18 protein-coding genes are annotated in these 22,788 nt (G+C 49.1%); 14 read left to right on the forward strand and 4 right to left on the reverse strand.

Annotated features, from left to right (window positions below; genetic code table 11):
- The 4 genes from H8730_RS15870 to H8730_RS15885 form a co-directional block, all read left to right on the forward strand.
- Window positions 1-1,699 (forward strand): type 2 periplasmic-binding domain-containing protein (locus H8730_RS15870; RefSeq protein WP_249290172.1); only part of this gene is annotated, 1,699 nt, incomplete at its 5' end.
- Window positions 1,700-1,998: 299 nt separating this feature from the next.
- Window positions 1,999-3,387 carry a glycine--tRNA ligase gene (locus H8730_RS15875; protein WP_177719197.1) on the forward strand — a complete coding sequence of 463 codons (1,389 nt, stop codon included), beginning with the start codon at window positions 1,999-2,001 and terminating at the stop codon, window positions 3,385-3,387.
- Between the two features lie 117 nt (window positions 3,388-3,504).
- Window positions 3,505-6,129, forward strand: a complete 2,625-nt coding sequence (gene ppdK, locus H8730_RS15880; RefSeq protein ID WP_177719193.1) for a pyruvate, phosphate dikinase — start codon at window positions 3,505-3,507, stop codon at window positions 6,127-6,129.
- 213 nt (window positions 6,130-6,342) lie between these two features.
- Window positions 6,343-6,615, forward strand: a complete 273-nt coding sequence (locus H8730_RS15885) for a hypothetical protein (protein WP_177719192.1) — start codon at window positions 6,343-6,345, stop codon at window positions 6,613-6,615.
- 340 nt (window positions 6,616-6,955) lie between these two features.
- Here the strand turns inward: H8730_RS15885 and H8730_RS15890 are convergent, their stop codons facing one another.
- Entirely contained in the window at window positions 6,956-7,564 is a 609-nt protein-coding gene (locus H8730_RS15890) for a TetR/AcrR family transcriptional regulator C-terminal domain-containing protein (protein WP_177719191.1), read from the reverse strand.
- A 230-nt stretch (window positions 7,565-7,794) separates the two neighbouring features.
- Between H8730_RS15890 and H8730_RS15895 the strand changes: the two genes are divergently transcribed.
- The 6 genes from H8730_RS15895 to H8730_RS15920 all read left to right on the forward strand — a co-directional run bounded on the left by H8730_RS15895 (window position 7,795) and on the right by H8730_RS15920 (window position 15,972).
- Window positions 7,795-8,103: a hypothetical protein gene (locus tag H8730_RS15895; protein WP_177719190.1), complete on the forward strand. Its 309-nt coding sequence runs from the start codon at window positions 7,795-7,797 to the stop codon at window positions 8,101-8,103.
- Between the two features lie 15 nt (window positions 8,104-8,118).
- Window positions 8,119-10,209 (forward strand): efflux RND transporter permease subunit, encoded by a 2,091-nt coding sequence (locus tag H8730_RS15900; protein WP_177719189.1) that lies wholly within the window; start codon window positions 8,119-8,121, stop codon window positions 10,207-10,209.
- Entirely contained in the window at window positions 10,193-12,385 is a 2,193-nt protein-coding gene (locus tag H8730_RS15905) for a YhgE/Pip domain-containing protein (protein ID WP_249290173.1), read from the forward strand. The genes H8730_RS15900 and H8730_RS15905 overlap by 17 nt, the downstream gene beginning before the upstream one ends.
- Before the next feature lie 224 nt (window positions 12,386-12,609).
- The gene (locus tag H8730_RS15910; RefSeq protein WP_177719188.1) at window positions 12,610-13,323 is read left to right on the forward strand and encodes an IMP cyclohydrolase; all 714 of its coding nucleotides are present in this window, start codon (window positions 12,610-12,612) and stop codon (window positions 13,321-13,323) included.
- A gap of 12 nt (window positions 13,324-13,335) precedes the next feature.
- Window positions 13,336-14,514 carry a phosphoribosylaminoimidazolecarboxamide formyltransferase gene (locus H8730_RS15915; RefSeq protein WP_177719187.1) on the forward strand — a complete coding sequence of 393 codons (1,179 nt, stop codon included), beginning with the start codon at window positions 13,336-13,338 and terminating at the stop codon, window positions 14,512-14,514.
- Window positions 14,515-14,703: 189 nt separating this feature from the next.
- The gene (locus tag H8730_RS15920) at window positions 14,704-15,972 is read left to right on the forward strand and encodes an FAD-dependent oxidoreductase (protein ID WP_177719186.1); all 1,269 of its coding nucleotides are present in this window, start codon (window positions 14,704-14,706) and stop codon (window positions 15,970-15,972) included.
- A gap of 118 nt (window positions 15,973-16,090) precedes the next feature.
- On the opposite strand, the gene H8730_RS15925 is transcribed toward H8730_RS15920, so the two are convergent.
- A complete protein-coding gene (locus H8730_RS15925; protein WP_177719185.1) occupies window positions 16,091-17,197 on the reverse strand; it encodes a DUF362 domain-containing protein in 1,107 nt (368 codons plus the stop codon).
- 373 nt (window positions 17,198-17,570) lie between these two features.
- On the opposite strand from H8730_RS15925, the gene H8730_RS15930 reads away from it, so the two are divergent.
- From H8730_RS15930 to H8730_RS15940, 3 genes are all read left to right on the forward strand, one after another.
- Window positions 17,571-18,581: a uroporphyrinogen decarboxylase family protein gene (locus H8730_RS15930; RefSeq protein ID WP_177719184.1), complete on the forward strand. Its 1,011-nt coding sequence runs from the start codon at window positions 17,571-17,573 to the stop codon at window positions 18,579-18,581.
- Window positions 18,582-18,779: 198 nt separating this feature from the next.
- Entirely contained in the window at window positions 18,780-19,139 is a 360-nt protein-coding gene (locus H8730_RS15935) for an ArsR/SmtB family transcription factor (RefSeq protein WP_177719183.1), read from the forward strand.
- Window positions 19,140-19,246: 107 nt separating this feature from the next.
- Entirely contained in the window at window positions 19,247-19,915 is a 669-nt protein-coding gene (locus H8730_RS15940; protein WP_177719182.1) for a nitroreductase family protein, read from the forward strand.
- A gap of 72 nt (window positions 19,916-19,987) precedes the next feature.
- On the opposite strand, the gene H8730_RS15945 is transcribed toward H8730_RS15940, so the two are convergent.
- A complete protein-coding gene (locus H8730_RS15945) occupies window positions 19,988-20,977 on the reverse strand; it encodes a hypothetical protein (RefSeq protein WP_177719181.1) in 990 nt (329 codons plus the stop codon).
- Complete coding sequence (locus H8730_RS15950) at window positions 20,974-21,468, reverse strand: sigma-70 family RNA polymerase sigma factor (protein ID WP_177719180.1); 495 nt, start codon at window positions 21,466-21,468, stop codon at window positions 20,974-20,976. Before H8730_RS15950 ends, H8730_RS15945 begins: the two co-directional genes overlap by 4 nt.
- A gap of 266 nt (window positions 21,469-21,734) precedes the next feature.
- On the opposite strand from H8730_RS15950, the gene H8730_RS15955 reads away from it, so the two are divergent.
- On the forward strand, window positions 21,735-22,646 hold the full coding sequence (locus H8730_RS15955; protein ID WP_430385394.1) for an alcohol dehydrogenase: 912 nt from the start codon (window positions 21,735-21,737) through the stop codon (window positions 22,644-22,646).
- Window positions 22,647-22,788 lie beyond the last annotated feature (142 nt).

Below are 22,788 nucleotides of genomic sequence, written 5' to 3' on the forward strand. Positions count from 1 at the left end.
AGGGTTGAGCATGGGATGCAAGAAAGACGACAACAGCAGCACGGCGGATAGCAGTACCAGCAATCAGAGCTCCAATCAAAGTTCTGAGGCGGATTCGACGCCGAGCACGGGAGAGATCGTCACGATCCAGTTCTACAGCGGCGGAGTAAATCCCAGTTCAACATACTATGAATGGCAGCAGGAGTATTTTGAAGAGAACCTGGGCCTGCGGGTCGAGGCAATCGTAGCCGATAAAGAAAAGTTACAGCCCATGTTGGCGGCGGGAAATCTGCCGGACCTAGGGAAATATGCGGTTGACGCGGATCCGACCCAGGCCATCGAGGGCGGACATGTCATGGATCTGACGGACTACGAGGATCAGATTCCCAACTACACGGAGAATCATCCCCAGTCAGTTCAGTATTCCAAGGACTACAAGAGCGCGGGGACGGGAAAGCTGTATGCCATCATCACGCAGATTGGAACCTACAATTCCTACTCCATGGATGTAGGCTGCTATGCGGCGAACATCCGCTGGGACATCTATGAAAAAGCGGGCAAACCGGAAGTGACGGATATGTATTCATACCTGGATGCTCTGAAGAAGATGCAGGAGGTATATCCGCAGACGGAGGATGGCCAGACGGTCTACGCCATGGGCTTTTATCCCAGCTGGGATGGAACCCATATGTCCAATGCAGGCAAATACTTAACTGTTATGGGTGTAAGTGATACGGTTATTGGATATAATTTGTACAACATTGCAGAGGATAAGGTTGAAGCCATGATCGAGAAGGGCAGCTCCTACTATGAGGCCCTGAAATGGATGTCGACAGCCAACCGCATGGGTCTGGTGGATCCGGACTCCATGACGCAGACTTACGAGATCTCGCAGGCGAAAATCGTAGATTCTGGACAGTACCTGACAGCGATGTATGGAAACTATTGCAGCGGCTACAACACGGATGAGCATGTGAATGGAGACGACCCGTCGGGCTTCATGCCGTTGATCTGGGACGGACAGCACCCGGTTGTTACCGGTGATACGCTGATCGGCGGAGATACGGGGAATCCGGTGTTTGTCAGTTCCACCACGAAAGAATTGGACGCCTGCTTGAGATTCATCAACATGATGTTCGATGAGGACGCACTGATGGTAATGTACGGTGGGCCGCAGGGCGAACTGTGGGATATCGTGGACGGAGAATATGTTCTGACAGATGCGGTCGACGACTTCTTGACAACAGGATCCCATACCTTTGGAACCGGCGAGAGCAGCTCCGACTGGTGGGGAGCGTGGGGGCTAATGGCTGCAACCAAGACTTCCAAGTACGGTGCGCCGCTTCGCATCAGCGACAATCCGGAGTACACCGAAAAGAATATTGCGAACAACAAAGTTGTGGATATGTATGAGGAGTACTATGGCTACCGCCGGCCCATTCAGGTGTGGACAGAGAAAGATCTCATCTGCTATCAGCCAGAATGGAAAAAGCTTATTGAATCCATGCCGTCGGATCTGCAGGATATCCAGAGCAACGTCAAGAGCGTTGTCTGCGAGTACTCCTGGAAGATCGTCATGAATGCCAAAGATGACGCGGAAATTGACTCCATGTTCGATGAGATGAAGACTCAGTGCGACGCTCTTGGGCTTCAGCAGATCGTTGATTGGGGTAAGAGCCAGATTGAAACCGCTATGACCAATGGCGCTAAGTACGAGTAAATTTTAGCACAGTATAAGAGAATGGGGCCCTAGGAATGGCCCCATTCCTTTTTTTAACCTATAGGAAGTCCGCAGGGAGCCCGAAATTCCAGATAAAGATAAAAAACCGCGTCATTTGCCGGGAATCCTAACATGTTACGATTGACAGAAAACCCAACTTTTGTTATACTATTCCCGAAGACTACTGTATTGGAGCTTTCTGCCGAGAGAGATGGAGACGGAAGCTCTTTCGATATGTCAAAATTTAGAATCCTGTGACAGGTTTGGTTTAAATTAAATTAAAGAAGGGAATGTTTATAGTGGAAAAGACCATGGAGAAGATTGTCGCGCTGGCGAAGGCGAGGGGATTCGTCTATCCTGGCTCCGAGATCTATGGAGGTCTTGCCAATACTTGGGATTATGGCCCCTTGGGTGTTGAGCTGAAAAATAATGTAAAGAATGCGTGGTGGGACGCGTTTATCCGCAAGAATCCTCACAATGTTGGCGTTGACTGCGCCATTCTCATGAATCCGGAAGTATGGGTCGCGTCTGGGCATATCGGAGGGTTCAATGATCCGCTGATGGACTGTAAGAGCTGTAAAGAGCGGTTTCGGGCGGATAAACTCATTGAAGATTACATGAAAGAACATGGGATCGCTGTGGAAGAGCCGGTTGACGCGTGGAGTCAGGCGCGCATGAAGGCATATATTGATGAGCAGAGCATTCCCTGTCCCTCCTGTGGAAAACATGACTTCACGGACATTCGGCAGTTCAATCTGATGTTTAAAACGTTTCAAGGCGTTACAGAGGATGCAAAGGCGACAGTCTACCTTCGGCCGGAGACAGCCCAGGGGATCTTCGTCAACTTTAAAAATGTGCAGAGGACCAGCCGAAAGAAAATTCCCTTTGGCATCGGTCAGATCGGAAAGTCCTTCCGCAATGAGATCACGCCGGGAAACTTTACCTTCCGGACAAGAGAATTTGAGCAGATGGAATTGGAATTTTTCTGTGAACCGGATACAGACCTGGAATGGTTTGCCTACTGGAAGGAGTTCTGTTTCAACTGGCTTCTTCGCCTGGGCATGAACCGAGAGCATCTGCGGATGCGGGATCACAGCAAGGAGGAGCTGTCCCATTATTCCAAGGGGACATCTGATATCGAATACACGTTCCCCTTTGGGTGGGGAGAGCTGTGGGGAATCGCTGACCGCACGGATTTCGACCTTAAGCAGCACCAGGAGCATTCTGGGGAGGATATGAGTTATTTTGACCAGGTGCAGAATAAGAAATATATTCCGTATTGTGTGGAGCCCTCCCTCGGCGCTGACCGAGTCACCCTCGCCTTTCTGTGCGAAGCTTACGACGAGGAGGAGCTGGAGGCTGGCGATGTGAGAAGTGTGCTGCGCTTCCATCCGGCGCTGGCACCGGTCAAGATGGCGGTGCTGCCTCTGTCCAAAAAGCTGTCGGACAAGGCGGAAGAGGTCTACCAGGAGCTATGCCGGCATTACAATGTTCAATTCGACGATGCGGGGAGTATAGGAAAGCGGTATCGCCGGCAAGATGAGATTGGAACCCCCTTCTGCGTCACCGTCGACTTCGACACGCTGGAGGACGGCTGCGTTACCATCCGGCACCGCGATTCCATGGAGCAGGAACGGATTTCCATTGACCAGCTGCTCCCTTACTTTGAGGATAAATTTATTTTTTGACATGGAAATACTTGATTTCCATGTTTGAAACCGTTATAATATGATACTTGGTTGAATTCGAAACCGAGAGTCATATCTATAAATTTTTACTCTCATATAAAACTAGGAGGTATACACATGAGCAAGAAATGGGTTTATATGTTCAGTGAAGGGGACGCTTCCATGAGAAATCTTCTCGGCGGAAAAGGAGCGAATCTGGCTGAAATGACAAAGCTAGGTCTTCCGATTCCACAGGGTTTCACCGTTACCACGGAAGCGTGCACTGACTATTATGACCAGGGCAAGACGATTTCGGAAGAGATCAAGGGACAGATTGAGGATGCGCTGAAGGTTGTGGAAGAGATCAACAACAAAAAGTTTGGCGATAACAACAATCCTTTGCTCGTCTCCGTCCGCTCTGGAGCCAGAGCTTCCATGCCAGGCATGATGGATACGATTTTGAATCTGGGATTGAACGATGTCGCCGTTGAGGGCTTTGCAGCGGGCACCGGCAATCCTCGTTTCGCATATGATTCCTATCGCCGTTTTATTCAGATGTTCTCTGACGTCGTAATGGGCATTTCCAAATCAAAATTTGAGAGAGTGCTGGATGAGATCAAGGAGCAGAAGGGCGTCAAATTGGATACAGAGCTGGACGCGGATGATCTGAAAGAGGTCGTTGTGAAGTTCAAGGCGCTGTACAAGGAGGACATGGGCAAGGACTTCCCCCAGGATCCGAAAGAACAGCTCATGGAAGCTGTCACTGCTGTTTTCCGCTCCTGGGATAATCCCCGTGCTATTGTATACCGCCGTATGAATGATATCCCCGGCGACTGGGGAACCGCGGTTAACGTGCAGACCATGGTATTCGGAAATATGGGCGATACCTCGGGAACGGGCGTTGCCTTTACCCGCAACCCTGCAACCGGTGAGAACGGTATTTTTGGTGAGTATCTGATCAATGCCCAGGGGGAGGACGTTGTGGCGGGTATCCGTACGCCTCAGCCGATCACCAAGCTTGAGGAAGATATGCCAGAGGTTTATAAGCAGTTCATGGAGATCGCCAGCAAGCTGGAAAATCACTATCGCGACATGCAGGATATGGAGTTCACCATTGAGAATGGCAAACTGTACTTCCTGCAGACACGAAATGGCAAGCGCACCGCGGCGGCGGCTTTGAAGATTGCTGTGGATCTCGTCGATGAAGGAATGCTGACAGAGAAGGAAGCCGTTATGAAGGTGGAGCCGAAGCAGCTGGATCAGCTTCTGCATCCGAATTTTGACGCGGCGGCGCTGAAGGCAGCAAAGGTTGTAGCCAAAGGTTTGGCGGCATCTCCAGGAGCAGCGGCTGGTAGAGTCTATTTTACAGCGGAAGATGCGAAGGAAGCAGGCGCCCGCGGCGAGCGTGTCGTGTTGGTTCGCCTGGAGACATCACCTGAGGATATTGAGGGAATGGCAGCCTCGGAAGGTATCTTAACTGTGCGCGGCGGCATGACCTCCCATGCGGCTGTTGTAGCCCGTGGCATGGGAACCTGCTGCGTCAGCGGTTGTGGCGAGATCACGGTCAATGAAGAGGAGAAGTATTTCACTGTCGCCGGCCAGAAGATCGTGGAAGGGGAATATATCTCCATCGACGGCTCCACCGGCAATGTGTACCTGGAAGACATCAAGACAGTGAAACCGGAGATTTCCGGCAACTTCGCACGCTTCATGGGTTGGGCTGACGCGGCCCGTAGGCTGAAAGTGCGCGCCAACGGAGACAATCCGAGAGACGTGAAAAATGCGGTGGAATTCGGTGCTGAGGGGATTGGCCTCTGCCGCACGGAGCATATGTTCTTTGAGGAAGCTCGAATTCCGATTGTGCGGAAGATGATTCTGTCCAAGACGGAAGAAGAGCGCAGAAAATACTTGGATCAGCTGCTGCCCATGCAGAAGGGTGATTTCAAGGGCATGTATGAGAGCCTCGGCGGCCGTCCCATGACAGTTCGCCTGCTGGATCCCCCGCTGCATGAATTCCTGCCGTCCCACGAGGAGGATATTCGGACGCTGGCCGCGGAAATGGGAGTCAGCTATGAGGAGCTGGCCGCTACGGTTGCCTCCTTGCACGAATTTAATCCCATGATGGGACACCGCGGATGCCGTCTGGCTGTGACTTATCCTGAGATTGCGGAGATGCAGGCGCGCGCCATCATGGAGGCGGCTGTGGAAGTCAGCCAGGAGAAGGGGTATGAGATCGTTCCCGAAATCATGATCCCGCTGGTGGGCGAAGTCAAAGAGCTTGCCTATGTCAAGGGGATCGTTGTTGAGACAGCCAATAAGGTCCTGGAAGAAAAGAACGCCAAGATGGAGTATAAGGTCGGAACGATGATTGAGATCCCCCGCGCAGCTCTGACCGCGGACGAAATTGCGAAGGAAGCGGAGTTCTTCTCCTTCGGCACCAACGATCTGACGCAGATGACCTTCGGATTCTCCCGCGACGATGCTGGAAAATTCCTGGATTCGTACTATGAGAAGAAGATCTACGAGTTCGATCCCTTTGCAAAACTGGATCAGACTGGCGTTGGTCAGCTGGTCCAGATGGCCGCGGAGAAAGGGCGGAAGACCCGGCCCGATATCAAGCTGGGGATCTGCGGTGAGCACGGCGGCGATCCTTCTTCCATCGAGTTCTGCCATAAAGTTGGGCTGAACTATGTATCCTGTTCTCCCTTCCGCGTGCCAGTGGCCCGGTTGGCGGCGGCGCAGGCTGCGATCAATCAAAAGTAGGCTATCGTCCCCGTTGTCAACCGGCAAAACAATTTAGGCTAAAAAATTTACCCTAAATATAGAGACAGACTTTGTAACACGGAAATTCCATGATATGAAGTCTGTCTTTTTAATTGAAAAAAGCCGGTTGGTATAGACGTGCCAATCATTTTTCTGGATTAGTCTTAAAAAAGATGATATAATATGAGCAGAAAATGAAAGGAGACAGAAGAAATGATGTATCCATTTATGACGCTCAACGATGAAACGGAAATTGTGCACTCACATATGCTGCCGGACGGACGTGTTAAGGTATATATAGAAAGACCGGATGAAAAATATGGTTTCCTTCATGCTACCTGCTGGCTCCCGGAATACAAATGGGAAGATGTCTATAAGTTCTCTGATGGTGATATACAGAAATTCCAGGAAATCATTGAATCTACTGCCCATTTGATTATGGAATTCTCGCAAGAAGGGGGATTTGAGGGAGCCGCAAATTTTTAGGATAGGCTCTTATTGGGTATACTTTTGGACAAATTTTGATGTGGTTTTTACATCAGAATAAATAGAACTTGCGCCTTGACTGTAATGTATCAAAAAGGAACAAAACAGCAATGAAAATATTGGAATTTGCCACACGGCAGACGAGGCGGGGATTGGCTAATATAAACAATGAGCTTCACAAGGATTAAACACACAAATGAAACAACGGTTGCGATATCTGATGCCATAGGCAACACCCCTTTAGGGGCAGGTCTATAATGTGCCCATGTGTTTTGGATGTCATTAAAATTGGTATTTTCTCACAATCTTCACACCATTGATATTGCCAGCGGCAAGCTTGTCAAGCGTTACCACATATTTCGGGTAGTGATCCTTGTGTCGCCTTTACTTTCAATATTTCCGGTATGGAGACACGGCTGATAAGAAGCATATTTTGCAACACAGTCTCTCTGTCCTGCGTTATTTTGTTTTTAACCCAGTTAATCAACATTCCGGCACACCCTTCTGTATAGAAGTTTGCAAGAAAATCGGTAAATTGTTCATCAATCATCAAATTATACATTTGTGCTCCGGTTACGATCGTGTTCCATATGATGCCGTACAGATCTGTATAGAAAAAGCGCTTTAATTCCTCATTCCCCATAGAATCATACGCACAGTTGATAATGTGTTTGTTTTCTTCCACATAATCCATAATGAAGCGTATAGCTTCTTCTGTATTCACTACCATATCAAATTGTTTTACAACTTCAATGGCTTCTTCCTCAAACATCCATTTAAGCAGAGCATATATATCGGTAAAATGATAATAAAATGTCTTTCTGTTTACATTGCATTCAGCTGTCAAGTCACTAACTGTAATCTTTGAAAGTTTTTTTGTTTCCATTGCCTTCTTCAAGGCAGCGGCAAGGGATTTTTTTGTTTTCCGAGACAATTCTTCGTTAGTCATTCGCAATTACCTCACAAAATATAGATGTATGTGCATATACTTATTATACACCTGACCGGTAAATAACACAACGGACAATGTGGGGATAGATGCCCCATATCTTGTAAATCGATGGTCAATTGCTACACATTTGTCCCATATGCCACATTAAGGTAGTGATTGACCATTTTATATTGGAGCGATTTATTATAAAGTATCCGTATCACGAATTGGGAGGAAAGGAAATCAAAATGAATGCAGGAAATTCTTTGGCTTTCGATGTCTGTATGAGAACGCCCGTCGGGACCCGAACAGGGCGTATGACCGTTTTCTGCAATACTGATACGGTCAGTGGCCGGTTGGATATTCTCAATCACAGCGAACCGTTTGAGGGAACAATGGACAGAGACGGTAATTGTAGATTGTATGGAAAAATCATCACCCTGATGAGGGCCATAGAGTATGAAGCGATTGGAAAAATAGCCCATGACAGTCTTGAACTGTCTATCATAGATGACCGATACATTTTTGAAATTACCGGAACACCATGCCAGCTGTAAGAGGAGCAACGATCCATGCAAAAATTTTATTCCTGGGTTGTGAAGAACCCAAAAAAGATACTTGTGTTTTTCTTTATGTTAGCGGTCTGCGGCGCGCTCCTTCAAAACTTGGTTGAAGTCAATTACGATATGGCAGACTATCTTCCGGAGGATACAAGGTCTACCGTATCGATTGACTTGATGAATGAAGAGTTTGACGGAGGGATTCCAAACGCACGAGTTATGGTGAAGAATGTAGCCTTGGCAGAAGCGTTGGAGTATAAGCAAAAACTTGAAAACTGTGAAGGAGTCGAGGATGTCATCTGGCTGGATGATACGGTCAGTATCTATGAGCCGCTTGAAATGGCGGATACCGACACCGTTGAAACCTACTACAAAGACAACAACGCCCTATTCACTGTTACAGTGGACGAGAACGACCTTGTCAATACGGTTGACCGCATCCGTGAGATCATAGGCGAAGAAAACGCCATGAGTGGAGATTCCGTTTCCACGGCGGTGGCAACGACAGGTACGGTTTCTGAAATTCAGATCATCACGGTATGTGCCGTCCTTGCAGTTTTAGCAATTTTAATTTTAACCACGACATCTTGGGCAGAACCCTTCGTTGTTTTAGTTGGACTCGGTGTCGCTATTATGATCAATAGCGGTTCCAATCTGATGTTTGGCGAAATCTCGTTTGTCACCAATGCAGCGGGCGCTGTTTTACAGCTTGCCGTTTCTCTTGACTATTCGGTATTTCTGATTCACAGATATGAGGAATGTCTACAGTCAAATCGCGACAGAAAAGGTGCGATGGTGGATGCTCTCTGTAAGTCCACTTCATCTATTGCATCAAGCGGACTTACTACCGTGATTGGATTTTTGGCTTTGATATTCATGCGTTTTGGAATCGGATCGGATCTCGGTCTTGCATTGGCAAAAGGGGTGGCCATCAGTCTTGTTACCGTTTTTGTGTTTATGCCTGCGCTGATATTAAGCGTATATCCGTTAATTCAAAAGTCGCACCATCGAAAGCTGATGCCTTCGTTCAAAGGCTTTGGCAAGGTTGTAAGTCGAATTATGATTCCTATAGCATGGGTCTTCATTGTTGTTGCGGTACCGTCCTATCTGGCTTCCAACTCCAATTCATATTATTACGGTTCATCCAATATTTACGGCGAGGACACAAAGGTCGGTCAGGACGCCGCTGTCATAGAAGACGTCTTTGGCAAGAGCGATACCTATGTTTTGTTGTTGCCGAATGGAAATGTTGAAGCGGAGCAAAACCTTTCAGAGGCTTTACAGGATATACCTCAAATCAAGAACATCCTTTCCTATGTGGATACCGTTGGCGCAGAAATACCAAAGGAATATTTGGATGAAGGGACTTTGTCACAGCTTGTTTCAGACGAGTATACCCGTATGGTGCTGACAGTAGAAGTGGATTATGAAGGGGAAGAAACCTTTGCGTTGGTAGAACACATTCGTGATACTGCCGAGAAGTATTATCCGGGTACTTACTATCTTGCGGGTGAAGGTGTATCGACATATGATCTGATGGATACCATTACGCAGGATACCTTAAAGGTCAACCTAATTGCCATCGGTGCAGTTTTTGTGGTACTGCTTTTGACAATGAAATCGCTGTCTTTACCGGTTATCCTCGTGTTTGCAATCGAGGTGGCGATTTGGATCAATGTCGGAATTCCCTACTTTGCGGATTCGGTGGTTATGTATATTGCCTATCTGATTATCTCTTCCATACAGCTGGGAGCCACGGTGGATTATGCGATCCTGTTTACCGACCGATATCTGGAATTCCGCTGCACCATGACCAAACGCCACGCGATTGTAGAAACGATTTCTACAGTTACCACATCCATACTGACATCGGGTTCGGTACTCGCTTTGGTCGGATTCCTGCTCAGATATGTATCCACACACGGAATCTTATCACAACTTGGACTGTTTGTAGGCAGGGGAGCATTGCTTTCCATGACAAGTGTGTTCTTTGTTCTGCCAGGATTGCTATATATGTTTGACGGCTTGATTCAGAAAACGACATTGAAACTTCATTTTTATAATCCTCGAAAGGAGAAACAATCCAATGCGAATCTTTACTAAATATGTGCCGAAACATGCACGTAAAAAACTGGGCAATGCGATGAAAAGAATCCTGCCTGTGATTCTGTCGCTGGCACTGTTGACCGGCGTTGTAACTCCAGTATTGGCCGCTGGCACACCTTCTGAAAAAGAAGAAGTTATCTATATAAACCTTTCGGCCGGCGGCTCGGTCAAGGATATCTATGCCGTCAATATCTTCGGAACCGGTGATATTACTGACTACGGTGATTATTCCTCTGGTGAAATACTGAATACAGAAGATAAAATTTCACAAAGCGGTGATATGATTACCTTCTCAACCTCTGCCGACAGAGTGTATTACAAGGGAAAAATGACCACCACCGTTATGCCGTGGAACATATCGATCCAATATTTTATCGACGGTACGGAATATTCTGCGGATGAAGTAGCTGGAAAAAGTGGCAAGTTGGAGATTAAGTTCAAGATAACAAAAAATGAGACCTGTGCTGGAACCTTCTTTGATGAGTATGCTTTACAAGCATCTTTCACCCTGGATACCAAAAAATGTAGGAATATTACTGCGGTAGATGCCACACTCGCCAACGTAGGAGGGAAGAAGCAGGTTTCGTATACCATGCTTCCGGGGGAAGGAATCGACACTTCTATTACAGCCGATGTAACAGATTTTGAAATGGCAGCTGTCTCTATCAACGGCATCCCCCTCTCTATGAATATAGAAGTGGATGACGAGGAATTGATGAGTCAGGTAACGGACCTTCTGGATGCCATTGCAGAGCTGGATGACGGTGCTGGTGACTTGAAGAGCGGTGTATCTTCGCTTCAGGATGCCGGACAAAACGCCTTACAGTCCGGTGTCAATGACTTGATGGACGGTGCAGCTAAACTTCATGACGGAGCCGCCGGACTGGAAGAAGGCGGCGAAGCGATGCAGGACGGCACAAAAGAACTGAAAAACGGCGCCGCGAATTTGAATGACGGAGTTAAGTCCTTACATGACGGGATTGCGTTGATACAGTCCGGTCTTACAGAACTGAATCGTAAATCCTCTGATTTAACAAACGGTTCCGCTGAGGTCAAGAAAGCATTGGCTGCGATTCAGAAGGAGCTTTCTGCTGGTTCTGCCTCAACCGAGCAGATTGAGGCGCTTGTTTCCGGTTCTTCGCAGATCCAAGTAGGTCTAGATTCTTTGTCCGAGGGTGTAACCGCTCTGCAAAACAATGTCAGCTTCGCAGCGTACAAAGCAGCTATGAATCAGAACGGCTTGAATATCGAGGATCTGCAAACTGCCAATTCGCAGACGATTACAGCAGTGACAGAACAGATTTCCACCTTGCACGATCAGATTGCCTATCTTGAACAAATTGGCGGTGATGCGACGCAAATCGCACAACTTAAAGCATCGGCGGAACAGCTTCAGGGTATTGTAACGCTTTTGCAAGGCAACAGTGCGGCAATTAACGGTATGGATGCCTATTTATCACAGATTCGTGAAGGCATCGGGGAGATTGCATCGGGTGTAAGCGACCTGAAAACCAATTATGCAGTGCTTGATGCAGGGATAAACGAGCTTGCGGCTCAAGTAAGGAGCCTTCTTGTCAACATGGCGGAGTTAAAAACAGCCATTGACACCCTTGTTGCGGAATACGAAGCGTTGGACGCGGGACTTAACGAGTACACCGGTGGCGTTGCTGAAATTGTTGCAGGTTATTCAGAGATCGTTACCGGAACAAGCGCGCTTCTTACAGGTAGCAATGAGCTAAAGACTGGCACTGCCGAACTGTACAGCAAGACCGGCCAATTATTGAACGGCATTGTAGAGTTTTACAGCGGTACAGGAACCCTGAAAGACGGTACCGGTGAGCTTGCAGACGGTGTTGCCCAACTGATTGACGGTATAAAAGAACTTTACGACGGTGCCACCGAACTCAAGGACGGAACGGCAGAAATGCACTCCGAGACCGACGGAATGGACGATGAGATCTCCGATAAAATTGACGAAATGTTGGAGAGTATCACCGGGGGCAGCGGAGAAGTGGCTTCCTTTGTCAGCGAGAAAAATACCAATGTCGAATCGGTTCAGTTCGTGATCCAGACAGAAGCAATCGAGATTGATGAAGTCGAAATGGTTGCCGTTGTAGAAGAAGAAAGACTGACCTTCTGGCAAAAAATTCTTAGGCTGTTTGGGCTTTATTGATAAGGAACACTCCCTTGACAGTATACGACATCCGCAGCGAGACGGATCCGATAGGATCGGGCAAAACATATGGAACGGTTGTTTTTTTGAACGAAATCCTGGGTGATTTGTAGAATTTTAGAAATCTTTGCCTACCCTATGGAAATCAGGGCGCAAAATGGTATATAATAAGGGTGTCGAGTAAAATGAACCATTCAAAATAGACTGAGGGAGAGAGACAATTCATGAAAATGGTAGCATTAGCTGACCAGCTAAAACAGAATGAGTATCCCGGCCGGGGTATCGTCATCGGCCGGTCCCAGGACGGCACAAAAGCGGTTGCCGCCTACTTTATCATGGGGAGAAGCACCAACAGCCGAAATCGAGTTTTTGTCGAAGATGGAGCAGGAATTCGAACGCAGGCCTTCGATCCCGCCAAGCTGACGGATCCTAGCCTTGTCATTTACGCTCCTGTTCGCGTTCTGGGCAATAAGACCATCGTCACCAATGGCGATCAGACGGATACCATCTATGAATGTATGGACCGGCAGATGACCTTTGAGCAGGCCCTTCGGACAAGAGAATTTGAGCCTGATGCCCCCAACTATACCCCGAGAATATCCGGGATTTTGCACATTGAAAACGGTGGGTATAACTATGCCATGTCCATAGTAAAAAGCAGCAATGGAAGTCCCGACAGCTGCCTGCGGTATACCTACGCCTATGAAAACTGTCCTGCGGGCGAGGGGCGTTTCCTTCATACATACATAGGAGATGGAGATCCATTGCCAAGTTTTGAGGGAGAGCCCATCCGTGTTGGCATTGAGGGGGATCTGGAGGCATTTGCCAATGAGATCTGGGAGAGCCTGAACGAGGACAATAAAGTATCGCTGTTCGTGCGCTTTATTGATATCGGGACGGGGATCTATGAATCCAAAATTATCAATAAGAATTGCTAGGAGGAAGTGCCAATGAGAGAGTTGGAGTTAAAATATGGGTGTAACCCCAATCAGAAACCGTCCAAGATTTATACCAATGACGGCCGGGATCTGCCAATTGAAGTTCTGAGCGGCCGGCCGGGCTACATTAACTTTATGGATGCGCTCAACGGCTGGCAGCTTGTCCGCGAGCTCAAGCGGGCAACCAATCTCCCCGCGGCTACGTCATTTAAACACGTATCGCCTGCGGGAGCAGCTGTCGGCCTTCCCCTGGATGACACGCTGGCCGCGATTTATTGGGTTGCGGATATAAAGGAGATGTCGCCGCTGGCCTGCGCCTACGCGAGGGCCAGGGGAGCGGATCGGATGTCCTCCTACGGGGATTTCATCGCCCTTTCGGATGTATGCGACGTGCCCACCGCTAAGATGATCAAGCGGGAGGTATCGGATGGTGTCATCGCCCCCGGCTACGAGCCCAAGGCGCTGGAGATTTTGCGGCAAAAGAAAAATGGGGGATACAATGTAATCCAGATTGACCCTGACTATGCGCCGGCGGCATTGGAACATAAGGACGTGTTCGGAATCACCTTCGAGCAGGGGCGAAATGAACTCTGCATCGACGAGGCGCTGTTATCTGACATTGTCACAGAGAATAAGGAGCTGCCGGAGTCAGGCAAGATCGATCTGCTTATCTCTCTGATCACGTTGAAATACACACAGTCCAATTCCGTATGTTACGCCAAGGGTGGACAGGCCATCGGGATTGGGGCAGGCCAGCAGTCGAGGGTACATTGTACGCGGTTGGCAGGCAACAAGGCGGATAACTGGTATCTGCGCCAAGCTCCCAAAGTTCTGGAGTTACCCTTTGTGGATAAGATCCAGCGGGCGATCCGCGATAATGCCATCGATCTCTATATTGGAGACGAGTACATGGATGTGTTGGCAGAGGGCGAGTGGCAGAAGGTTTTCAAAGTCAAACCGGATGTGTTTACAAAGGAAGAGAAGCGCGCGTGGCTTGACTCCATGACAGGGGTGGCGTTGGGGTCCGATGCGTTCTTCCCCTTTGGCGACAACATCGAGCGCGCTCACAAGAGCGGCGTACAGTACGTTGCGCAGCCCGGCGGTTCGCTTCGAGACGATGATGTCATCTCCGTCTGCAATAAATACAATATGGTCATGGCCTTTACCGGCATTCGGCTGTTCCATCACTGATTGTAAGCGCGCCGCCGCAAGGCGGACCTAGATTCGAAGAAGCGAAGATTCTTCCAAAGTTCGCGAAAGCGAACTTTTTTTTGCAGCAACGGGGATGCCGTATGGGGCAGCGGCTTACAAAATAAAAAATGCATAGTCTAGATCCCATGAGAATATCATATCTATATTGATAAAAAAGGAGGGAGCGTCTTGTCTAAAACCATTGTCATTGCAGGAGGGGGTTGGGCAGGATGTGCGGCAGCCGTCAGCGCTAGACGGCAGGGAATGGATGTGATCCTCTTAGAGCGGACGGATATGCTTCTTGGGACTGGCCTTGTCGGTGGGATTATGCGCAATAACGGGCGATTCACGGTGACGGAGGAACTGATCGCCATGGGCGGAGGCCAGCTCTTTCAGATCATCGACGCAAACTGCCGCCATCACAATGTGGAATTTCCAGGCCACGCCCATGCCAGCCTCTACGATATCGGCAAGATGCCGGGAGCCATCGGCCGTTATATGACGGAACTAGGGATTCAGGTGCAGTTTCAATCCCGGGTGGTGAAAGCAAACATGGAAGCGAATCGAATCCGGTCAGTGGAGACGGGAGATGGAACGGTGATCCCAGGGGACGTCTTTATTGATGCCACTGGCACAGCTGGCCCAATGAACAACTGCGCGCGGTATGGAAATGGCTGCGCTATGTGCATTCTTCGCTGCCCAAGCTTTGGAGGACGTGTCAGTCTAACGGCTTTGGCAGGGGTTGCAGAGATGCAGGGACGGCAAAAAAATGGAACCCTCGGCGCCATGAGCGGTTCTTGCAAGCTGTATAAGGAATCGCTGGCTCCCCCCATCCGGAATGCAGTAGAGGAGTCAGGAGTTGCCGTGATTCCCATCCCGAAAGCGCTGTGGGAGGATCATCTTGAGATAAAAGCTTGCCAGCAGTATGCGCTTAAAGAGTATAGGGAATCTTTGATTCTGTTGGACACAGGACATGCAAAGCTCATGGCGCCGTTTTTCCCGCTAGAAAAGTTGCGACGAATTCCGGGATTTGAAGATGCGCGCTACGAAGACCCCTATGCTGGGGGAAAGGGAAATTCCATGCGATTCTTTGCCATGGCGCCTCGGGATGATACCCTTCAGGTACTGGGTGTCAAGAACTTATTTTGCGCGGGGGAGAAGGCCGGATTATTGGTCGGGCACACGGAAGCCATTGTGACGGGGACCTTGGCCGGCTTGAATAGCGCTAGACAGGCAAGCGGTAAGAAGTTGCGTGTCCTTTCCCGGGAGACAGCAGCGGGAGAGGCCATCGCCTATACGCGGGAAGCGATGAAGCAGAAAGAGGGGCTGTGCCGCAAGTATACAGTTTCTGGTTCCGTACTGTTTGAGAGGATTCAGGCGCTGGGGCTATACGAAGTCAATCAATTCAAAATTCATGAGAGAGTCCGAAACCTTGGGCTGTCCGAGATATTTTCATGATCCCCATATCTCCCAAAATAGAAAAGGCTGTGTCACGGCGATCACACAGCCTTTTTTGTCCTCCAATAGGAAAGTCCGCCGTAAGGCGGGTTTAAATCCGAAGAACCGTGGTTTACAATCACAGAGAAATCAATTCATACTGGTCGGTTCCTATCCCCAGCTTCACAGCGTGGCGAATCCCCACCTTCCAGTTGGTATCAGGGCTGACAGCCCCAAAATGATCATGTCCCGTATGATCGCGTTCCGCCAATAAGCTCCCCCCCAGTATAGGCTGCCGGTTCACCGCGTCCGCACACGCGACATCCAGCGCCACAGGGTCAAAGGAGGCAAACATGCCGACATCCGGCACGATAGCGGCATCATTTTCTCCGTGGCAGTCGCAGAAAGGCGACACATCCACCACAAGGCTGATGTGGAAGTGGGGGCGGCCTTGCAGGACGGCCTTCGAGTACTCCATCATCTTTTTGTTGAGGATATCATTGGACTCGTCCGAAGCGGGACACACAGCATCCCGGGGACAGACGCCGATACAGCGCCCGCAGCCGACACAGCGGGCATGGTCGATGTAAGCCTTTTTGTTCTCGATCTGCGGAGCGCCGTGAGCGCAGATCTGGGCGCACTTTCCACATCCAATACAGGCGTCCTGGGAGACAAAGGGCTTGCCGCTGCTGTGCATCTCCATCTTCCCGGCGCGTGAGCCGCAGCCCATCCCGATGTTTTTAAGGGCGCCGCCAAAGCCTGTGAGCTCATGACCTTTAAAATGATTCAGGGAAATGAAAATGTCGGCGTCCATGATGGCACGGCCAATCTTTGCTTCCGTTACATAGTCTCCGCCTTCCACGGGAACGAGGGCCTCGTCCGTGCCCTTCAACCCATCGCCGATGAGGATGTGACAGCCGGTGGAAAAGGGGGAAAATCCATTGATATAGGCGCTCTCTATATGATCGAGAGCATTTTTCCGACCGCCCACATATAAGGTGTTGCAGTCTGTCAGGAAGGGTTTGCCGCCTAATTCTTTGATGACGTCCACGACAGTCTTCGCATAATTAGGACGGAGATATGCCAGATTTCCGGGTTCCCCAAAATGAATTTTGATGGCGGCATACTTGTTGTGGAAGTCAATATTGCCAATACCGGCCTTTTTTATGAGCCGCGTCAACTTTTGCTGTAAATTATCGCCGCCTTTTGCGCGCATGTCGGTGAAATACACCTTTGCTGGTTCCATGGAATTCAAAGCCTCCTACGAATGAAATTAATACAGAGCCTCCGGTATGTCCATTTTATCTTATCATATACAGTTCACTCTATGTCAAGGGGTTTCATAAAAAAGGATGTAAAATGTAAAGGTAAATTCTTGATTCACCGCTAAGGGGGGCGGACGAAATCCTGGACCATCTTGAAAGACTATTTGGGAACAAATTTTTGTAACAACGGCTATGTTCTTTGACGGCATACAGAGTTTTCAGAAGCAGTCTATCAGCAAGCTCTTGCTATAGAAATACAAAAAACAGCAAAAAAATTCTATATTTCGTTTTCATCTCCCCTTATAATAAGAATATAAGGTTTGATACAATTAAACGAAAATAGGAGGCACTAAGATGAAAATGGATATGAGGAACTGGTTGCAGACATTGCGGAACGCTCCTGTGAAAAAAGCGTTCCCCATACTCTCGTTTCCAGCCATACAACTTATGAATATCAGTGTGAAGGATTTGATTTCCGATAGCGATACCCAGGCGCGAGGGATGAAAATGGTAGCGGATCGTGTGGATTCCGCTGCGTCGGTGAGTTTGATGGATCTGTCAGTGGAGGCTGAGTGCTTTGGATCCACCATCCGCTACTCCGATGATGAGGTTCCTACCGTAGTGGGAAGTATCGTGTCCTCCGAGGAGGAGGCGAGAGAACTGGTCGTTCCTCCCGTTGGCGCATGCCGCACGGGGATCTATATTGAGGCGATTGAAAAGGCTGTCCAGATGATCACCGACCGGCCGGTCTTTGCTGGAGTGATTGGCCCCTTTTCTTTGGCTGGACGGCTGATGGACGTGTCGGAAGCGATGATCTATTGCTATGAAGAGCCGGACATGGTCCATATCCTGTTGGAAAAGGCTACGGAGTTCATTGTTGCCTACTGTAAAGAATATCGCCGCGTTGGCGCCAATGGCGTGGTGATTGCGGAGCCGCTGGCGGGCCTCCTTTCCCCGTCTCTGGCTGAAGAGTTTTCTGGGCCGTATGTCAAACAGATTGTAGATGCCGTTCAGGATGACAACTTCCTGGTCATCTATCACAACTGCGGCAACAGCACGATCCAAACCATTGAATCGATTTTGGATACCGGTGCAGCGGCCTATCATTTTGGAAATGCCATCGATATGGCGGAAATGCTCAAGCATATTCCATCGGACACCATCGCCATGGGCAATGTGGATCCCGCCGGAGAATTCCGCAACGGAACGCCGGAATCCATTCGGGAGGCAACCCTCCGCGTCATGGGGGCATGTTGCCAACATCCCAACTTTGTCATATCCTCCGGCTGTGACATTCCACCCATGTCCGAGTGGAAGAACATTGACGCCTTCTTTGCGGCTGTTCATGAATTTTATCAGGCCTAACTTTGGAAGACCGTGACACATACCGAGTTGCGTTGCATTTAAATTCACATTGTAATTGTATAGGAAACAAGGGAGATGCATAGCCGTATCTCCCTTGTTTCTTTGAAAATTATTCATCTCGATTTTCTTTACCAATGAGATTTTTTCGCAAATATATGGTACAATAGTTTAAGCAGATAAACAATGGAGGCTATATTGATGGGAGAACACAGGGAAGATATTCAGTGTTTAGCCAAAGAGTTTGCGGGCTGCCGGAAAATATTGCTGGCTCTTGGCGATGAGAACCGCCAGCACCTCATCCTTGAAATGATGCAGATGGATGGATGCAGTGGTGCACGGGTTGGTGATATTACAGAAAAAACTAATCTTTCGCGTCCCGCCGTATCGCACCATATTCAGATACTCAAGGCTGCCGGAATTTTGAAAATGCGGCGCGAAGGGAGAAAGAATTATTACTACTTTGATGCGGACACGGAAGCAATGAACAGGCTCATACAGATGCTCGAACATGCGAGGGATATTATGGAACTGCTGCCGGATCGGAGTGGTAACAAATGACAATTGTGTCCTCGGATGACACTTGCGGCGCAGATACTTTAGCCAAAAATTGGATGCACAGGCGATAGCCGCCTACATCAATAAATAAATGATTGAGAGGTATGGACATGAATGTAAAAGAAGCCATGAACGCCAGACACAGTGTCCGGCAATATACCGATGAACCATTGGCGTCAGATGTGATTGCAGCATTAAAAAAAGAAATCAGTGCCTGCAACGGGGAAAGCGGCCTGCATATTCAGCTTGTCGTAAACGAGCCGAGAGCATTTGACGGTTTTATGGCTCATTATGGAAAGTTCAGCGGGGTAACAGACTATATCGCGCTGGTGGGAAAGAAAGGCTCGGACCTTGATGAAAAATGCGGCTATTTCGGAGAAAGACTTGTCTTGCTGGCACAGCAACTTGGCCTAAACACGTGTTGGGTAGCGATGACATACAGCAAGATTAAAACCGCTTTTGTGATAGACCGCGGAGAAAAGCTCTGCGCCGTTATCGCCCTTGGGCATGGCAAGACACAGGGCGTGGCACACAAATCTAAGCCGATAGGCGAAGTCATGAAGGCTGAAGGTTCCATTCCCGACTGGTTTGAAAACGGCGTAGAAGCTGCGCTGCTTGCCCCTACGGCAATGAATCAGCAGAAGTTTCGATTTACATTGAATGGCAACCAGGTATCAGCAAAGGCCGGAATTGGTTTCTATGCAAAGGTAGACTTGGGAATTGTAAAATATCATTTTGAAGTAGGTGCTGGAAAAACAGGCTGGGAGTGGAGTGAATAGAGAGTTTGTCAATTTAAATAACCGCCGCAGAAAGGAACCTGCGGCGGACTTTTTCAATTTCAACGTATAGCGTTAGCTCGGAAGATAGAGCTCCAGCATGGCGGCAAAGGAATCCGAGACGCGATAGCGGGATAGAAATTGGATATTGGGGTAATATGGGGTGTCGTAGTAAAGGCCATTGACAGCATGAATTCGTATCTGAATGCTGTTGGCGAGGGCGTTTGTACCTGGACTGCCGGGAGATGTCCGGGTATCGGCATCCGGGTCCAGCTCTTGCGGTGCGGTGCTGTCTGCGATCTTATAGATGATGGAATCCCCAGGTTCGCTGGGAGAATGGGTAATATCCAGAGCGGCAAAGTATTCCTCGCTAGAATCTTTAAGCGCGGCATATTCTCCATAAAACTGTTGGATCTCCTCCGGGGAGGCAAAAGTGTGAAGCAGCGCACCTTCCGGCGTAAGGAGTTCAACCTTTACAATGCCGTCAGCCCCTTGAATCCCGTATAGAGATAGATATTCCTGTGCATCCACATCGGAATTCTGTTCGTAGGCCTGGAAGGTATGGAAAGTGAAGACTTCATAGCGTGAATTCCGCTGGACAATGAGGACGGCATCGCAGCCTAGAGGAGCATACTGGAAGATAGGGCAGCCTATCAAGGAAACATCGGCAGAGGACTGAATCACACCCAGCTGAGGGCCGGCCTCCTGTGATGAGACGACAGCCGGCAGATTCCCATCGAAAGAATTGGATGCGGCGCAGTATGTCTTCCCATCCCACACAAATTCATCGGTAACCTGCGCGCTCTCGATAGAACTTGAGTTTGAGACGAAGGAGTTTTCAGTAGACGGAGTGGGCAGCAGGCCGGCAGCGTTTCCTAGATAGAGAGCCCCGCCCACTAGGATGCAGAACAGAGCGGCAGCTGCGACCCATTTTTGGACACGTCTCTCTGCCTTTTTGGGCGCCGCCGGCGCGCTGGCGTGGAGGATGGTGTCCCATATACGGCTTACCGTTTTCTCATCGGGGGTTATTCGGTCTAGACTGTTCCATAAGGTTTCGCGTGTCATGGTTCATTTCCTCCTATTTCCATTTTTAGTAGAGCGCGGCCCCGGTGCAGATAACTGCGAACCGTCGCTTCTTTTTTGTGCAGGATGGAAGCCAGCTCCGGTGTGGAATAGCCTTCATAGTAGTACAGATACAATGCCTCGCGGTACTGGGGTGGAAGTGCCAGTACCTTTTCCAGCGTTTCGTCCGGTAAAGGCCCTACCTCCTGGCATTGAATGGACTCTTCCAGCGGAACGCGGCGTTTGCGCCACCAACTCTTAAGCTGATCCTTGCACAAATTGCCAGCTGTTACGATGAGCCAGGCCTTTTCGTGTTCTGAATCGGAGAACTCGCCTGGATATTGGAATAATTTTAAGAATGTCGACTGAACCATATCTTCCGTATCTTGAGGATTTTTCATGTACAGATAACATACGCGGTACACGGTTTTCACATGGCGCTGATATAGAAGATAGAGATCGTCTTTGGTTCGCTTTGCAGCCGATGGATCCACGGTATCCCCCCTTTTTTTACTCGTTGAAATAGCGCTGGGTAGCGCGCCGTTACATAATGTCTACATATCAAATACGAAATGTCACTGCAAAACGTTGCACGAAATTGCGATTTATTTATCATATCATAGAAAATTGTGTTCTGTCGATATAAAATTATTCAACTTGCGTTTTTGCGGGGGCAGGTGTATACTGAGAACAAAAGTGCAGTTAAATTTGAAGGGACGCGATTGTTAAGGTCATTCGCTCAACGATCTGCACCAGCGATTTGCATATCAAAAATGGATTTGTGCCGCGGGCCGTTTCCGACATCGTATTAGGACATGAATTTGTCGGAGAGGTGGTGGAGTGTGGCCGTGAAGTGACGAATTTAAAACCTGGGGACCGGGTTGCCGCAAACTGTGAAACCTTTTGTGGAGAGTGTTGGTTCTGCAAAATGGGATTTATCAATAACTGTCAGGTAGGCGGATGGGAGCTGGGCTGCCGGATTGATGGCTGTCAGGCGGAATATGTCCGAGTTCCCTTCGCGGATACAGGCCTCAGTGTGATTCCCGACTGTCTGTCCTACGAGGATGCCCTATTTGCAGGCGATATTTTGTCCAGCGGTTATTTTGGGGCAGAATTGGCTGATATTCGCCCAGGCGATACCATAGCGGTCATCGGAGCTGGCCCAGTGGGGTTATGCGCCTCCCAGTGCGCCAAAGTATTGGGAGCCGGGCAGGTAATCTGCCTGGATGTGGATTCCTGGCGGTTGCAGACGGCCCTCCGGGAGGGCGTGGCAGATCAAACGATTAACCCCTCGCTGGAAGATTGGAAAGCCGCGATTCAGGAGTGGACACATGGGCGTGGAGCCGACGCGGTGATTGAAGCGGCAGGTGGGGCGGATACTTTTGAAATGGCCTGGACAATGGCAAGACCCAATGCGGTGGTCTCTGTTATCGCCATGTATGAGGAGGATCAGGTATTGCCGCTGCCCCGCATGTATGGAAAGAATCTTCAATTCAAGACAGGAGGCGTTGACGCGCGCCATGTCCCGGAGCTGCTCACGCTCTTAGCACAAGGAAAGCTGCGGACGGATTTTTTAGTTACCCACCGCGGTCCCTTACAGAACATTGAGGAGGGCTACCGAATCTTTGAAGAAAAGCGGGAGCCATGTCTGAAATGGGTCGTGACCCCATAGGATGAAGAAAAATTTTAAAAATTGTACGTTTGTCAATGATGTGAGACCGAAAAAGCGAAGGAGTTTGGAAGAGATATCGAGTTTGTTGACGAAGGGAGGGCGAAGCCCGACCGGAGTCAACAAACTCGGGAGGACTCCAAAT

The sequence above is a fragment of the Bianquea renquensis genome (assembly GCF_014384895.1).
GTDB classification, from domain to species: domain Bacteria; phylum Bacillota; class Clostridia; order Lachnospirales; family Bianqueaceae; genus Bianquea; species Bianquea renquensis.

Excerpts from the sequence above, each read along its gene's own strand:
- H8730_RS15900 (WP_177719189.1), top strand. The coding sequence starts at position 8,119 with ATGCAAAAATTTTATTCCTGGGTTGTGAAGAACCCAAAAAAGATACTT.
- H8730_RS15945 (WP_177719181.1), bottom strand. The coding sequence starts at position 20,977 with ATGACACGCGAAACCTTATGGAACAGTCTAGACCGAATAACCCCCGAT.
- H8730_RS15885 (WP_177719192.1), top strand. The coding sequence starts at position 6,343 with ATGATGTATCCATTTATGACGCTCAACGATGAAACGGAAATTGTGCAC.
- H8730_RS15940 (WP_177719182.1), top strand. The coding sequence starts at position 19,247 with ATGAATGTAAAAGAAGCCATGAACGCCAGACACAGTGTCCGGCAATAT.
- H8730_RS15905 (WP_249290173.1), top strand. The coding sequence starts at position 10,193 with ATGCGAATCTTTACTAAATATGTGCCGAAACATGCACGTAAAAAACTG.
- H8730_RS15935 (WP_177719183.1), top strand. The coding sequence starts at position 18,780 with ATGGGAGAACACAGGGAAGATATTCAGTGTTTAGCCAAAGAGTTTGCG.
- H8730_RS15925 (WP_177719185.1), bottom strand. The coding sequence starts at position 17,197 with ATGGAACCAGCAAAGGTGTATTTCACCGACATGCGCGCAAAAGGCGGC.
- H8730_RS15895 (WP_177719190.1), top strand. The coding sequence starts at position 7,795 with ATGAATGCAGGAAATTCTTTGGCTTTCGATGTCTGTATGAGAACGCCC.
- H8730_RS15910 (WP_177719188.1), top strand. The coding sequence starts at position 12,610 with ATGAAAATGGTAGCATTAGCTGACCAGCTAAAACAGAATGAGTATCCC.
- H8730_RS15890 (WP_177719191.1), bottom strand. The coding sequence starts at position 7,564 with ATGACTAACGAAGAATTGTCTCGGAAAACAAAAAAATCCCTTGCCGCT.
- ppdK (WP_177719193.1), top strand. The coding sequence starts at position 3,505 with ATGAGCAAGAAATGGGTTTATATGTTCAGTGAAGGGGACGCTTCCATG.
- H8730_RS15915 (WP_177719187.1), top strand. The coding sequence starts at position 13,336 with ATGAGAGAGTTGGAGTTAAAATATGGGTGTAACCCCAATCAGAAACCG.
- H8730_RS15930 (WP_177719184.1), top strand. The coding sequence starts at position 17,571 with ATGAAAATGGATATGAGGAACTGGTTGCAGACATTGCGGAACGCTCCT.